Genomic DNA, 14,270 nt, shown 5'->3' with positions numbered 1-14,270 from the left:
CTGAGAACCCTATCCCTCGATCCACGATACTCACAGGTCAGCCTGACCTAACCTGAAGCGCTCACCGGTAGCGGGCGATTCACCCGGTCCACTTCGGCGTACACCGTCGTACGTTCGGCGACCGGCCGGCCGATTCCGGCGGCGATCTCGGTCAGTTCCGCCACGGTTTTGGCGGAACCGTGCTGGGAGCCGGCCATCCGGGAGATGGTCTCCTCCATCAGCGTGCCACCCAGGTCGTTGGCACCACCGGTGAGCATCACCCGGGTGCCGGTGACGCCCAGTTTCACCCAGCTGGTCTGGATATTGGCGATCCGGCCGTGCAGCATGATCCGGGCCAGCGCATGGACGGCGCGATTGTCCCGATTGGTCGGCCCCGGCCGGGCCGCCCCGGCCAGGTACAACGGCGCGCTCTGGTGCACGAACGGCAGCGGCACGAACTCGGTGAAGCCGCCGGTGCGGTCCTGGATATCGCGCAGCACCCGCAGATGCCCGACCCAATGGCTCGGGTTGTCGACATGCCCGTACATCATCGTCGAACTGGACCGGATCCCCAGCTCGTGCGCGGTGGTGATCACCTCGATCCACGCCGCGGCGGGCAGTTTGCCCTTGGTCAGCACCCACCGCACCTCGTCGTCGAGGATCTCGGCCGCGGTACCCGGGATGGTGTCCAGCCCGGCCTCCCGCAACGCCGCCAGCCAGTCCCGGATGCTCTCCCCGCCGCGGGATGCCCCGTTGACCACTTCCATCGGGCTGAACGCGTGCACATGCATCGACGGCACCCGGCGCTTGACCGCCCGCACCAGATCGGCGTAGCCGGTGACCGGCAGATCCGGGTCGATACCGCCCTGCATGCACACCTCGGTGGCGCCGTCGACATGCGCCTCCCAGGCCCGGTCCGCGACCTCGTCGGTGCTCAGGGTGAAGGCGTCGGCGTCGCCCTTACGCTGGGCGAACGCGCAGAACCGGCAGCCGGTATAGCAGATATTGGTGAAGTTGATGTTCCGGTTCACCACGTAGGTGACCTCGTCGCCGACCGCATCCCGGCGCAGCGCATCGGCCAGGGCCGCCACCGCGTCCAGTTCGGCGCCGTCGGCAGTGGCCAGCGCCAGATACTGATCGTCGGTCAGCCCGGCCGGATCGCGCTCGGCGGCCCGTAGCGCGGCGGCCACATCGGCATCGAGCCGAGCGGGTGCCGCCGCCAGATCGCGCGCCTGTTCACGGACGGTGTCCCAGTCGCCGAAGGCACCCAGCAGGTCGTCACCGAGACCGGCATCGCTGCGGCTCACGGTGCGCCGCCCCTCTGTGTCGATCGCGGTATCCAGGTCCACCCGGCCCGCGGAATCCCAGGATTCGTCCGGTTCCTGCCAGGGCAGCCCGGCCGGGATCGCCTCCGGGCGGGCCAGCCCGGTCTCCGGATCGGTCAGGGCGGCGACGTGCGCACCGATCCGCGGGTCGGTCCACGGATTTCCGGCCTGCACATATTTGGGATGTGCGGAGGTGCGCTCGACCAGTTCGAAGCCGGCGGCGGCGGTGATCTCGCGCAGGGTGTCCAGATTCGGCCAGGGCCGTTCCGGATTGACATGGTCGGGCGTGACCGGGGAGACACCGCCCCAATCGTCGATGCCCGCATCGATGAGAGCTCGGCACTCGACGTGCGAGACCAGATTCGGCGGCGCCTGCACCGGCACATCGGGGCCGAGCAGCAGCCGGGTCACCGCGACAGTGGCGAGGAATTCGGCCATATCGGCATCCGGTGTGTCGCGCATCGCGGTATCGCCCTTGGCCCGGAAATTCTGCACGATCACTTCCTGGATGTGCCCGAACGCCTTGTGCTGCTTGCGAATGGCCATGATCGACTCGGCGCGCTCGGTGAGCGTCTCACCGATTCCGACCAGGATGCCGGTGGTGTAGGGCACCGAGAGCCGGCCGGCATCGGTGATGGCCCGCAAACGCACCTCCGGATCCTTGTCCGGGCTGCCGTAGTGACACTGTCCCTTCTCGGTGAACAGCCGCGCCGAGGTGGTCTCCAGCATCATCCCCATCGACTGGGCCACCGGCTTGAGCCGGGCGATCTCGGCCCAGCCGAGTACCCCCGGGTTCAGATGCGGCAGCAGCCCGGTCTCCTCCAGCACCAGGATCGAGACCGCACGCAGATAGTCCAGGGTGGAGTCGTAGCCGCGTTCGTCCAGCCACTGCGCGGCCTCGGGCCAGCGGTCCTCCGGCCGGTCGCCCAGCGTGAACAGCGCTTCTTTGCAGCCCAGCGCGGCGCCGCGGCGGGCGATGTCGAGCACCTCGTCCGGTTCCAGGAACATGCCGTGCCCCTCGGCACGCAACTTGCCCGGCACGGTCACGAAGGTGCAGTAGTGACAGCGGTCCCGGCACAAGCGCGTCAGCGGGATGAACACGTTGCGGGAGTAGCTGATCGTGCCGGGCCGCCCGGCCGAGGCGAGTCCGGCGTCGCGCACCCGGGCGGCACTGCGGCACAGGTCCGCCAGGTCGTCGCCGGTGGCGTGCAACAACACCGTCGCCTCGTCGACGTTGAGCGTGACCCCGTCCCGGGCCCGGCGCAGGGCCCGGCGCATCGCGGCAGGTGTCGGCGGCGGCAGCGGGACGCTCGGGTCAGGAAGGTGGGTCACCCCGTCGATCATGCGCTACTTACCTCCGCAATGTGCATCTCGGGTGGGTGGCGGCCGGGGACATCGCCGTCCCTCGCCCGCACAACCCGGCGTTGCGGCCACCGTATTCCCGACCGCGCCGCCTCGGCCACATCGGCGGCCGCAGCCTGCGATGTCGTGCAAGCATGGCGGTATGGCTCCCCCCGCTTCCATCATGTCCGAGCCCGCATGGCGGCCCAGTCCGAGGGCGAAACTGCTGTGGGCCGGTGAGAACGCCATCGGTGCGGTGTTCACGCTGGTCGCGGTCGCAGTATGGGCAGCCTTCGATGCCGAGCGGCGGGGCTGGCAGTTGGCCGCCTTCGGGCTGGTGCTGCTCGCAGCGCTCGTCGGCATCGTGGTGGTCCCGCTGTGGCGCTATGCCGTGCACCGCTGGGAGATCACCGATGAGGCCGTCTACACCCGGGTCGGCTGGTTCACCCAGGAGAGCCGGGTGGCGCCGATCTCGCGGGTGCAGACGGTCGACACCGAACGCGGACCGCTGGAGCGGCTGCTCGGCCTGGCCACCGTTACCGTGACCACCGCATCGTCGGCGGGCGCGGTCACCATCACCGCGCTGGATCTGCCGGTCGCCGAACAGACGGTGGCCCGGCTGTCCACGATCGCGGCCCGGCACCGGGGCGATGCGACATGACCGCGGATCCCACGGCACCGCCCGGCACCGAACTGCCCTGGCAGCGACTCGATCCACGCATGCTGCTGGTGTATCCGGTGGTCGAAGCGGTGAAGTTCATTCCGGTGCTGATCGCCACGGTGTTCGTCGGCGGCAGCAGCGGAAATCCGCTGGTGCCGATCATGGCGGTCGCCGGTGTGGTGGGCTATGCGCTGCTGCGCTGGGTGACCACCACCTACCGGATCGGCCCGACCGAGGTGGAGCTGCGCACCGGAGTACTGCAACGGCGGCGGCTCGCGGTGCCGCGCACCCGGATCCGGTCCGTCGACGTACAGGCCGATCTGCTGCACCGGGCGCTCGGCCTGGCGGTGGTGGTGATCGGCACCGGCCAGCAGGCCGGGAAGGGCGAAGGTTTCGAACTCGACGCACTGGACCGGGATCTGGTTCCGGCGTTGCGAACCGAACTGCTCGCACACACGCACGGCGGCCCGGCCGATGCCGGGGCCGGCACCGCGGAGTCCGGGGAACCGGTCCGCGGCCGCGAAATCGGGCACTGGGAACCGGGCTGGGTGCGCTACGCCCCGCTCTCGCTGACCGGGTTCGCGGTGGTGGCGCCGATCGTCGGTTTCGCTGCCCAGTTCTGGCTGGACGGTTCGATGTCGCTGACCGTCGGCCCGGGTATCGATTGGCCGCTGGTCCTCGGGGTCGGCGCCGGACTGGTCGCGGTGATCGCCGCGGTGGTCAGCCTGGCGGCCTGCGGTTACTACCTGGCCACCTATCACGGATTGCAGGTCCGCGACGACGGGCACACCCTGCAGGTCCGGCACGGCCTGTTCACCAGGCGGCAGATCACCGTAGATCTGGCCCGGTTCCGCGGTGCCACACTCAGCGAGCCCCTGCTGCTGCGCCTGGCCACAGCCGCCGAACTGGAGATGATCATGACCGGGGAGAACCCCCGGCAGAAGATTCTCCCGCAGGCACCGCGCAGCGCCGTCGAACGCACCCTCGGTGAACTCCTGGCCACCCGGCGCCGCCCCGGACCGGCGCAGCACATCGCCGCGGCGTTCGCGAGCGAGCCGCCCGGGTTGCCGAATACGGAATCGGAGCCCAGCGCTGGGCCCGGATCGGCCGGCCCCCCGATCACCGGCAGCATGCTCGGTACCGTCGACCTGGTCCGGCACGGCCCGATAGCCCGCCGCCGGCGCTACTTCCGGGCGTTGGCTCCGGTCGCAGTCGTGGCTGGGCTGCTCGTCGTCGGCGCGGCCGCAGGCCCGGCGGATTCGCCGTGGTGGTGGCTGATTCCGGTGGTTCTCACCGTGGCGATGGCCGCCCTGGCCGAGGACCGCTACCGGGGCCTGGGACACCGCGTGCTGTCCGGCGGCACCGGGCCCACCTGGCTGATCACCCGGCACGGCAGCCTGGACCGCAACCGGGACTGCCTGGAGGCACCGGGCATCATCGGCTGGACCGTCCGGCAGACGTTCTGGCAGCGCCGGGCCGGGCTGGCCACGCTGGTCGCCGCGACCGCCGCGGGAAAGAAGGCCTACCAGGTGGTGGATGTCCCGATCGGCCGAGCTTGGGACGTGATCGAGGAGGTCACACCGGGTCGAACCGGCCCCCGCTGAAATGTCGCGACGCACTGGCACGTCGGCCGATTTCGGTGTCGGCCGACCGTAATCGGGCGGACCCCTGCCCGAAACCCGCAGCCCAACTGCGGTTTCGTGGTCACCCGTCGGAAACTTTCTGTACCCCAACGGCATCGGCCTGCGTTGGTAGCCTGGAACGGTGATCACCCTCAAGAAAGAAGACGGCGCCAACGATCTCACCGGCGTCACGAAGATGAGTGTCGGCGTCAGCTGGGACCCCTCGGCCGGATCCAGCGGCGGCCTGCTGGGTATGGCCCGGCGCAAGAAGGGTGTCGATCTCGACCTGGTCGCCATCCTGATGCAGGGCGGTGACCCGGTGCGGTTCGCCGGACTCGACTCCCTGGACCCGCTCGGCAACGGTTCGGTCGTGCACTCCGGTGACGAGCAGACCGGCGCCGCCTCCGGCGACGACGAGACTGTCCACGTCACCTTCGCCGATGTGCCCGGCGGTATCGACTCGATCGTCTTCGTTGCGGCCGCGTTCAAGAAGGGTTCCTCGTTCGACAAGGCCAACAACGTCTCGTTCAAGATCTACGACGCCAGCGGGGGCGACACCCAGCAGGTCGCCGACATCTGGCCGTCGCTGCTGGGCTCGGACAATGCGAATGCGATCGCCCGGGCCTTCCGCAACGGCCCGTCCTGGCAGCTCGAGGTCCTGGACCGCAAGGGCAAGATCAAGCAGGGCGACAAGCAGGCGCTGCTGCGTTTCGCCCTCCAGTAACCGGCGCAGCCGCCCCGCCGGTACCCATCGGCGCGGCCGGGCGCACCGCCCTCGGTCTCAGTTGCGACCGGCCGCGGTACCCGGCCCGCCGAACATCTCCCCGTTCATCCGGTGGTACAGGTAGCCCAGCGGCGGCAGCAGGCCGCAGAACAACAGCAGCATGCTCGGCCAGTCACCGAGCAGCATCGAATCACCGCCCGGACCGGTACCGGCCAGGATCAGAAATCCCACGATCCACACGGCAATCGGGGCGAAATGCCATGCGGTGCGCGCGGTCACCGTAGTCATGCCGTACACCAAAGCGACATTGATCGGCGCCGCCAGCAGCGCACCGACCGGCATCGGCACCGAACCGAGGTACAGCGGCAGGTACAGGACCTCCAGCACCAGCGTCAGCACGGTGTCGAAGAGCAGCACCCCGATGGTCACCGGCCCCAGCAACGTCACCGCCGGTCCGGGCAGCCGCACCTTTCCTGCGTCCTCGTCGACGGCCGTCACCGAGACACCTCACCGGAACCGACCGTCACCCGCACTCGACCGCACATACCGCCGAGTCTAGGCGGCGGCGCCACAGGTCCGGCCGGGACCACCGGCGGCGGATTCAGTCCAGCCCGGCGAACAGATCGTGCTCCCGGCCGTCCGGACCGACCGGGCCCGGCACGCCACGGGCCAGCACGAAATGCTCGACCGGGAGGACAGGCTGGGCGATGTTGTTGGACAACGCGAACTCCCGGCCGCTCGGTGCGACCGACACCTGGGTCGCGTGGGCGCGCAGCGCCGCCCGCTTCGCCCCCAGCACATCGGACACATCGACGGCGGCGGTGACCGAAGCACTGGGCACACTCGCCAGTTCGCCGTTCGCCGGCAGCCGCCAACCGGCCGGCAGGGCACCGGGCAGGCCGTCGACGGTGCGCCGGGCCAGCGCCGCAGTGTGCGCGTTCAGCAGATCGGCGTCGGTGACGGTCCAGTAGTGCTTCGGGGTGTCCCACCCCTGTTCGGCCGCGGCGGCAACGGCCGCGGCGGTGATTTCGTAGGCGCGGATATGGTCCGGATGCCCGTAACCGCCCAGCGGGTCGTAGCCCACCACGACCCGCGGCCGCAGTTCCAGCAGCAGCGCGGTCAGTTCCGCCACCGCCGCCGGACCGGACCCGACGAAGGCCCGCGGATGCCCGGCAGCGGGGGTCCCGGCCATTCCGGAATCGCGCCACCGCCCGGCACCGCCGAGGAAACGGGGAGCACCGGCGTCCAATGCCTGCAGCGCGGCGGACAGTTCACCGATCCGGTAGCCGCCGAGCTGGTCGGCCCGGTCGGCCACCAGACCCGCCCATCGCTCGCCGATCACCTCACCCTCTTCACCGAGGGTGCAGGTCACCACCGTCACCGGGATACCGCGGCGCCGGTAGTGCGCGATCGTGCCACCGGTGGTGATGGATTCGTCGTCCGGGTGCGCATGCACCAGCACCAGCCCCCCGGTACTCACGGCAACTTCCGCCACTGCGCGGCATCACCGAAGATCCCGACCTGGATGGCGCCGCTCAGTGAGGCACCGTCGAGGCGTGGCCCGGCCGCGGCCACCACATTGTCCTGAACGATCGGCAGCACCGTCGCCATCTCCCACAGTTTCGGTTCGGCCCCGGCGAGTACCTCGCCCACCTCGTCGCCGCGCAGGGCCCGGTCGATCTCCGGCTGCAGTTCCGGATCGCAGACGCCACCCAGATTGCTGGGCGCGACCCGGTATCCCTCGACCAGCTCTTCGGCTTCGGGATCGTCGGGACCGACCACCGGCGGGCAGCCGTACCGCGAGTCGAGCACGGTGGCCGGATCGGCGCCGGCCAGTTCCCATCCGACGATCGCGTCGACGGTGCCCTCGACCAGTGCGGTTCCGTACAGATCGGTGCCGGGTATCTCGCGCACCGTGGCGTCGATCCCGGCGCTGCGCAGCTGGTCGGCCGCAGTGTGCGCCACCCCCAGCGTGGTTGCGTCACCGGCCACCGCACCGATCCGGACCGCCAGCACCTCACCGTCCCGGACCAGGGAGCGCGGCTGCGGGGCAGGCGAGGTCGGCGAATCGGCATTCTCCGCTTCCGGGGCCCGGCCGTAGCCGGCCTCGGCGAGCAGCTCGAAGGCGACATCCGGCGGCAACGGCGGCGGCGCGGTCGGCACATAGCCGGGGCTCGACGGTGCCAGCACCTGCGCCCGGGCCGGCTCCACCCAGCCACCGGACTGCACGCCCACCGTGGCCAGCAGGGCCGGATCCAGCAGGGCCAGCAGCGCCCGGCGCACCCGCACATCGGCGAGCGCATCGCTGCGGGCATTCAGGGTCAGTTGCATCTCCCGCGCCTGCGGCATGATCGCGGTCCGCATCGACGGGATCGCGCCGAGCTGGGCCTGGGTGGCGACGCCACCGTGCACCAGCGCCATCTGCGCATCCCCGGTACGCAGCGAATCGGCCAGCTGCGAGGTGGTCCCGCCGCGGCGCAACAGGATCTGGTCGGGTTCGGCCGGAGCGTCCCAGTACCGGTCGTTGCGTTCCAGCAGGATCTCTTCCCGGCCCCGATCGACGTTCTCGATCGCGAACGGGCCACCGGAGACCGGGATCTCACCGGTCAGCCCGTCGTCGAAACCGCCGGGGAGATCCTTCACCAGATGGGAGGGCAGCAGGTTGGTGAACAGCTGCCGCCAGGCCGGATACGGCTGGCGCATCACCACGGTGACGGTCTTGCCGCCGTCGGAGGACCCGACATCGGAGATCAGCCGATAACCCGCCGGATCTACGACACCGGGCCGGGCGATCATCTGTTCCCAGAGGAACCGGAAGTCCTCGGCGGCGATCGGCGCACCATCGGACCAGTTCGCCCGGTTCCGCAGCCGATAGGTGATGGTGAACGGCTCCTGCGCAGTCACCTCGGCGCTGTCGATCAACGCCGAATCCGGAACCCACTGCGCCACTCCGGGCTGAGCGGGGTCCGGCACCGGGCGGAACGGGCTCGGCAGCACCATCGAACTCACCGCGCTGGTCGCCGGCGACTGATCGGACCGCAGATGCGGATTGAATCCGATCCCGATGTCGTCGATCGCAACCACGACGGTGTTCTTCGTCGGCTGCGCCGGAGTGGTGCTCGGCGAATCCGTGCTCTCGATCGGTGGTGGCGGATCCGCCGTGCATCCGGCGAGCACCATCACCGATGCCGCCAAAGCCACCGCCGCGCGCAGTGTCTGACTGCGTCGGCTCCGCCGCCGCGGTGATCGGCCCCCGAAGCCTCGATTTTTCCCTCCTCCGTTCAGTCGCTTCGCTCCTTCACTCCGTCAGTCCAAAATCGAGGCGGGCCGATCACGTCCGCGGAACGTGACCGACCATCCTCCAGTATCAGCTCTGTCCGGCAGCCGCGCGATCCCGGGCCTTGCGCCGGGACAGCTCCCGCGCCCGCTCGTTGGCCGCCAGAGTCACCTTGCGGACCCGGACCACCTCCGGGGTCACCTCGACGCACTCGTCGGCGGCACAGAACTCCATGGCGCCTTCGAGGTCGAGCTGCAGCGGCTTGGCCAGCGTCTCGATCACGTCGGCGGTCGAGCTGCGCATATTGGTCAGCTTCTTCTCCCGGGTGACGTTGATATCGAGATCCTCGGCCCGCGGGTTGATCCCGACGACATGACCCTCGTAGGTCTCGGCGCCCGGCTCGACGAAGAACTGCCCGCGGTCGGCCAGCTGGATCATGGCGAACGGGGTGACCGAACCGGCCCGGTCCGACACCAGCGAACCGGTGTGCCGGGCCCGGATCTCACCGGCCCACGGCGCGTATCCGTGCGAAACGGCGTTGGCGATACCGGTGCCGCGGGTCTCGGTGAGGAAGTCGGTGCGGAAACCGATCAACCCGCGCGACGGCACGATGAACTCCATCCGCACCCAGCCGGCGGCGTGGTTGTTCATCTGCACCATCTTGCCCTTGCGGGCCGCCAGCAGCTGGGTGATGGCGCCCAGATACTCCTCCGGGCAGTCGATGGTGAGTTCCTCGAACGGCTCGTGCACCTTGCCGTCCACCTGCCGGGTGACCACCTGCGGCTTGCCGACGGTCAGTTCGAAACCCTCCCGGCGCATGGTCTCGACCAGGATCGCCAGGGCCAGCTCGCCGCGGCCCTGCACCTCCCAGGCGTCCGGCCGGCCGATGTCGAGCACCCGCAGCGACACGTTGCCGATCAGCTCGGAGTCCAGCCGGGACTTCAGCATCCGGGCGGTGAGCTTGTGCCCCTGCACCCGGCCGACCAGCGGCGAGGTGTTGGTGCCGATCACCACGGAGATGGCCGGCTCGTCCACGGTGATCCGCGGCAGCGCCACGGGTTCGTCCGGATCGGCCAGGGTGTCCCCGATCATGATCTCCGGGATGCCGGCGATCGCGACGATATCGCCCGCGACGGCGACCTCACCGGGCTGCCGCTCCACGCCGACGGTCTGCAGCAGCTCGGTGATCTTGACCTGCTTGACCCCGTCGGCGTGCATCCAGGCCACGTTCTGCCCCTTGCGCAACTCACCGTTGTGGATGCGGACCAGGGCCAGCCGGCCCAGGAAGGCGGAGGCGTCGAGGTTGGTGACATGGGCCTGCAGCGGCGCCGAGGCATCGCCCTTGGGTGCCGGGATGTTGTTCAGCAGCACGTCGAACAGTGCGTCGAGGTTCTCCGCATCGGGTGCGGAACCGTTCTCCGGCGCCTCGGTCGAGGCCTTGCCCTCGCGACCGGAGGCATACAGCACCGGCAGGTCGAGGGCCATCTCGGCGGCCTCGGCGGCCTCGTCGTCCAGGTCGGAGGCCAGATCGAGGAGCAGATCGTGGCTCTCTTCGACGACCTCGGCGATCCGGGCGTCGGGACGGTCGGTCTTGTTCACCACCAGGATCACCGGGAGCTTGGCGGCCAGCGCCTTGCGCAGCACGAACCGGGTCTGCGGCAACGGCCCTTCGGAGGCGTCGACCAGCAGCACGACACCGTCGACCATGGACAGGCCGCGTTCGACCTCACCGCCGAAGTCGGCGTGCCCGGGCGTGTCGATGACGTTGATGACGGTGACCGAACCATCCGGGTGATGCCGGTGCACGGCGGTGTTCTTGGCGAGAATGGTGATGCCCTTCTCGCGTTCCAGGTCACCGGAGTCCATCACCCGGTCGACCGGTTCGGCGCGCTCGGCAAAAGCGCCCGACTGACGCAGCATGGCGTCGACCAATGTCGTCTTGCCGTGGTCGACGTGGGCCACGATGGCGACGTTGCGAAAATCGCGTGCAGACGACACGCCTCAATCCTCCTGCTGTTGGTGTTGGTGGCGCGCCGTCCCCCATTGCGGCCGATTACACCGTACCGGTACCGGTCGGCAGACCTGGTACCAGGCGATGGACATCACTAGCGGTAAGGGTAAGCTAACTCGCGTGGGCAAGGTCAAGGCAAAGCAGGTCTCGGGCCTGAAGCCGAAGAAGAAGTGCTGTCGGAAGAAGACGCGCTGCCTGAAATGCCCCGTCGTGATCATGCGGATGAAGAAGGCCGAGGCGGCCGGAGCGTCCGGGAAGAAGCTGAAGAAAGCGTTGAAGGAAGCACGCGCAGCCTGACCCGGGACAGCCACGACGGAGCACCCGGGCAGGCGCGTCGATCACCGTCGAGAGGATCGTGGGCTCATGACCGACCTGCTGTCCGATTCCCAAATCACTGCCGCGCTGACCGACCTGCCCGACTGGTCCAGGTCCGGTGACGCGATCGTCCGGGACGTGCGCGCGCCCTCGTTCCCGGCCGGTATCGCACTCGTCGACCGGGTGGCGGTGGCCGCCGAGGCCGCCGGACATCACCCCGATATCGATATCCGCTGGCGCACCGTGCGGTTCTCGCTGACCACCCATTCGGCCGGCGGCCTCACCGAGAACGACTTCGCGCTCGCGCGCACCATCGATCAGCTGGCGATCTTCTGAACCTGCGGGCGCGCCGCCCGCAGCCGCCCCTGCCGGATCATCCAGCCGAACATCAGGAACACGCCGATCGCGTCCACGGCGCCCAGCCAGGACAGCAGCCACGGCCGCGGGATGGTCCAGATGGTCGGCTGGGCGAACGACAGCACCCAGGGGACCCCGACCAGGGTGGTCACCAGCCAGTAGCCGGCCAGCAGGCGGGCACCCAATGCCTCGCACATCGGGCCGTACAGCAGCCACAGCAGCACCGGCACCAGCCACACCCAGTGATGCGACCAGGAGATCGGCGAGATCATCAGGCCGAAGAGCTGGACCACCAGCAGTGTGCCCAGCCGGTCGTCGGGCTCCAGGGCCCGCCACGCGAACCAGGCCAGCACCGCCGTGACCAGCACCGCCACCAGCCAGATCGGCCCGGTCTGCACGTCGTATCCGAGGATCCGGCTGAGCGTGCCGCGCAGCGACTGATTCCACACCGAGCCGACCGGGCCGATCCGGTCGGCGTCACCGAGCAGGGTGCCGAAGTAGCGCCGGGTCTCGGCGGAATTGATCAGGAAGCTCACCGCCACGGTCAGCCCGAACACCGCCGCCGACCACGCCGCAGTGGCCCAGCGCCGCCGGGCCAGGAAGTACAGACCGGTGATCGCCGGGGTGAGTTTGATCCCGGCGATCACCCCGACCAGGGTGCCGGAGACCCACCAGCGGGCACTGCACACCGCGAGCATCGCCAGGAACACCAGGAAGACATTGACCTGTCCGTAGTCGATGGTGGTGCGCACCGGCTCGAGCCAGATCCCGACGGCGGTCCAGGCCACCGCGATCGCCGGCCAGTTCCCCTCCCGCACCTGCTGTGTGCCGAGCAACAACTCCAGGCCGATCCGGACCACGCCGTACAGTGCGGCCACCGTGGCCAGCATCCAGCCGACCGCCACCAGGGTGAACGGCAGGAAGTGCAGCGGGTAGAAGACGAGTGCGGCGAACGGCGGATAGGTGAACGGCAGCGGAAAGTCGGGAGTGACCTCCGCATAGGTGAAGTCGTAGAGCCGATCGGTGAGCAGCGATGCGGATCCGTCGACATACACGTGTAGGTCGACGACATTGAGCCCGTTCTCGGCGAACAGCATCCAGGCCAGCCGCACGAGCACCGAGAGCCCGAGCAGCAGCAGCGCCCATCGCAGGTATCGGTTCAATTCGCAGGCTTCCACTCGTGCGTCGGATCGGCGGCCCGGACAACTCTAGCCGCGCGCCGGAAACGCATCGGCACACCCCGACACCACCGATAACATTTGCATCAACATCCCCAGATGTCACAGCGGACCGGTCTACCTTCGGTGCACACCGATTCGTCCCGCGGCACAAGCAGGGCCGGGGCGGCTGTACAACCAGCCGATCTTGTCCCTAGAGTGGCCCCCGACATAGATGGGCTTGCACCCCTCGACCATATGCACTCCGAGGTTAAGGACGGCTAGACCAGTGCTTCGCACCCGAGGATCGCGGATCGTGACGACCGCAATCGCCACCGCGGCGGCTGCCGTGCTGGCCGCGCCGGCGACCACGGTCGCCGCACCGGCGCCCGCCCCCGAGGCCGCACCCATCAGCGTTCCGATGGTTCCCGAAGGCGTCCCGGTGGATGCGCTGGCCGCCTTCGCGCCCGCCGTCACCGGCCTCATCGCCGGCCCGGCCGATATCGCCGGCCCCGGCCCGCAGGCCGCCCTGCTCGATCAGGCCCGTACGCTGCTGGCGACGCTGAACCTGCCGCCGGAGATCGAGTCGACGCTGGAACGGATCATCACCTTCCTGGACGGCAGTGGCGGTGGCGGGCCGGAGATCCCCGAGGACGGCCCGGTGATCGCGCAGTTCCTGTACCCGACGATCGGCAAGGACTGCATCGGTGACGGATCCGATTCCGTCGGCACCGCGCTGGCCGTCCCCGGCCCCGCGCAGCTGCCACCGCCCGGCCCCGCCGCCGGTCAGGCCGGTTTCGTGTTCACCGCGCTGGGCACCGAGTCGCCGACCGCGGAACAGAACCCGCCGATGACCGTGCAGTGGCTGAACCTGGACAACCGCAGGTCCGCGGTGCAGACGCTGACCGACGAGGCCCGGATCAACCCGGACGGCCCGGCGACGCTGTCGGCCATCGCGGACACCGGCCCCGGCCGGGTGGTCGCCGTGATCGACGGCTCGCTGACCACGCAGCCCGAGGGTGAGGCCCCGCGGACCTGCTCCTTCATGCCGACGCTGGGATTCTTCACCGTGGCGTGACGCCGAATTCCGGCCGGATGTGGTAGACCGAGTACATGGCGACTGCCGAGGTGCACGTCCATGATTCGAGCCGCTCCGGCCGGGTGATTCGGAGTCGGCGATCCCGCCGGTCCATTCTGTCGATCCGGTCCGAGGGTTCCATTCTCTGCATCGGCTCCGCGTATTCGGTGCTGTCCATCGGCAGTGTCGGATCGGTACTGTCGATCGGATCGGTCGGCTCGTTCGGTTCCGCACTGTCGTCTGGGTCGTTCGTCAGCCTCGGTTCGGCTCTGTCCGGCCTGTCCCGCTGGTCACTGCTGTCCTGGCTCGGCGATCATGCGACCCCGGACGTCCGGCCCGAACTGCGCGTGGTGCCCGACGACGAACCGGAGCTCCGGGTCGCGCCGACCTGTCACTGCCAGACCTGAGCCGCCGCCGGACCGG

At 69.4% G+C, this 14,270-nt stretch carries 14 protein-coding genes; 8 read left to right on the top strand and 6 right to left on the bottom strand.

Going from position 1 to position 14,270, the window contains the following annotated elements; genetic code table 11:
* Positions 1-47: 47 nt before the first annotated feature.
* The gene (locus AC1HFH_RS06120; RefSeq protein WP_480246459.1) at positions 48-2,648 is read right to left on the bottom strand and encodes a bifunctional FO biosynthesis protein CofGH; all 2,601 of its coding nucleotides are present in this window, start codon (positions 2,646-2,648) and stop codon (positions 48-50) included.
* 160 nt (positions 2,649-2,808) lie between these two features.
* On the opposite strand from AC1HFH_RS06120, the gene AC1HFH_RS06115 reads away from it, so the two are divergent.
* From AC1HFH_RS06115 to AC1HFH_RS06105, 3 genes are all read left to right on the top strand, one after another.
* On the top strand, positions 2,809-3,306 hold the full coding sequence (locus AC1HFH_RS06115; protein WP_480246458.1) for a PH domain-containing protein: 498 nt from the start codon (positions 2,809-2,811) through the stop codon (positions 3,304-3,306).
* A complete protein-coding gene (locus AC1HFH_RS06110; RefSeq protein ID WP_480246457.1) occupies positions 3,303-4,910 on the top strand; it encodes a PH domain-containing protein in 1,608 nt (535 codons plus the stop codon). The genes AC1HFH_RS06115 and AC1HFH_RS06110 overlap by 4 nt, the downstream gene beginning before the upstream one ends.
* A gap of 160 nt (positions 4,911-5,070) precedes the next feature.
* Positions 5,071-5,652, top strand: a complete 582-nt coding sequence (locus tag AC1HFH_RS06105) for a TerD family protein (protein ID WP_480246456.1) — start codon at positions 5,071-5,073, stop codon at positions 5,650-5,652.
* Positions 5,653-5,709: 57 nt separating this feature from the next.
* Here AC1HFH_RS06105 and AC1HFH_RS06100 read toward each other — a convergent pair whose 3' ends face one another.
* The 3 genes from AC1HFH_RS06100 to AC1HFH_RS06090 all read right to left on the bottom strand — a co-directional run bounded on the left by AC1HFH_RS06100 (position 5,710) and on the right by AC1HFH_RS06090 (position 8,736).
* On the bottom strand, positions 5,710-6,150 hold the full coding sequence (locus AC1HFH_RS06100) for a hypothetical protein (RefSeq protein WP_480246455.1): 441 nt from the start codon (positions 6,148-6,150) through the stop codon (positions 5,710-5,712).
* Positions 6,151-6,253: 103 nt separating this feature from the next.
* Positions 6,254-7,132, bottom strand: coding sequence for an N-acetyl-1-D-myo-inositol-2-amino-2-deoxy-alpha-D-glucopyranoside deacetylase (gene mshB / locus AC1HFH_RS06095; protein WP_480246454.1), 879 nt, complete (start codon positions 7,130-7,132; stop codon positions 6,254-6,256).
* The gene (locus tag AC1HFH_RS06090) at positions 7,129-8,736 is read right to left on the bottom strand and encodes an ABC transporter family substrate-binding protein (RefSeq protein WP_480246453.1); all 1,608 of its coding nucleotides are present in this window, start codon (positions 8,734-8,736) and stop codon (positions 7,129-7,131) included. Before AC1HFH_RS06090 ends, mshB begins: the two co-directional genes overlap by 4 nt.
* Here AC1HFH_RS06090 and AC1HFH_RS06085 point away from each other — a divergent pair.
* The gene (locus AC1HFH_RS06085; RefSeq protein ID WP_480246452.1) at positions 8,717-8,872 is read left to right on the top strand and encodes a hypothetical protein; all 156 of its coding nucleotides are present in this window, start codon (positions 8,717-8,719) and stop codon (positions 8,870-8,872) included. The genes AC1HFH_RS06090 and AC1HFH_RS06085 overlap by 20 nt on opposite strands.
* Before the next feature lie 147 nt (positions 8,873-9,019).
* Here the strand turns inward: AC1HFH_RS06085 and typA are convergent, their stop codons facing one another.
* Positions 9,020-10,927 carry a translational GTPase TypA gene (gene typA, locus AC1HFH_RS06080; protein ID WP_480246451.1) on the bottom strand — a complete coding sequence of 636 codons (1,908 nt, stop codon included), beginning with the start codon at positions 10,925-10,927 and terminating at the stop codon, positions 9,020-9,022.
* A 133-nt stretch (positions 10,928-11,060) separates the two neighbouring features.
* On the opposite strand from typA, the gene AC1HFH_RS06075 reads away from it, so the two are divergent.
* The gene (locus AC1HFH_RS06075) at positions 11,061-11,237 is read left to right on the top strand and encodes a hypothetical protein (protein WP_480246450.1); all 177 of its coding nucleotides are present in this window, start codon (positions 11,061-11,063) and stop codon (positions 11,235-11,237) included.
* A gap of 66 nt (positions 11,238-11,303) precedes the next feature.
* Positions 11,304-11,591, top strand: a complete 288-nt coding sequence (locus AC1HFH_RS06070; protein WP_480246449.1) for a 4a-hydroxytetrahydrobiopterin dehydratase — start codon at positions 11,304-11,306, stop codon at positions 11,589-11,591.
* Here the strand turns inward: AC1HFH_RS06070 and AC1HFH_RS06065 are convergent.
* Positions 11,573-12,790 carry a mannosyltransferase gene (locus tag AC1HFH_RS06065; RefSeq protein ID WP_480246448.1) on the bottom strand — a complete coding sequence of 406 codons (1,218 nt, stop codon included), beginning with the start codon at positions 12,788-12,790 and terminating at the stop codon, positions 11,573-11,575. The two genes, AC1HFH_RS06070 and AC1HFH_RS06065, sit on opposite strands and share 19 nt — an antisense overlap.
* Positions 12,791-13,058: 268 nt before the next feature.
* Between AC1HFH_RS06065 and AC1HFH_RS06060 the strand changes: the two genes are divergently transcribed.
* Complete coding sequence (locus AC1HFH_RS06060) at positions 13,059-13,847, top strand: Rv1157c family protein (RefSeq protein ID WP_480246447.1); 789 nt, start codon at positions 13,059-13,061, stop codon at positions 13,845-13,847.
* Between the two features lie 35 nt (positions 13,848-13,882).
* Positions 13,883-14,254, top strand: a complete 372-nt coding sequence (locus tag AC1HFH_RS06055) for a hypothetical protein (RefSeq protein ID WP_480246446.1) — start codon at positions 13,883-13,885, stop codon at positions 14,252-14,254.
* The last annotated feature ends 16 nt before the right edge of the window (positions 14,255-14,270 follow it).

The organism is Nocardia sp. KT25-26 (assembly GCF_056627695.1).
The sequence above is the reverse complement of the archived record's forward strand: the minus strand, read 5'-3'. Positions and strand labels throughout refer to the sequence as shown.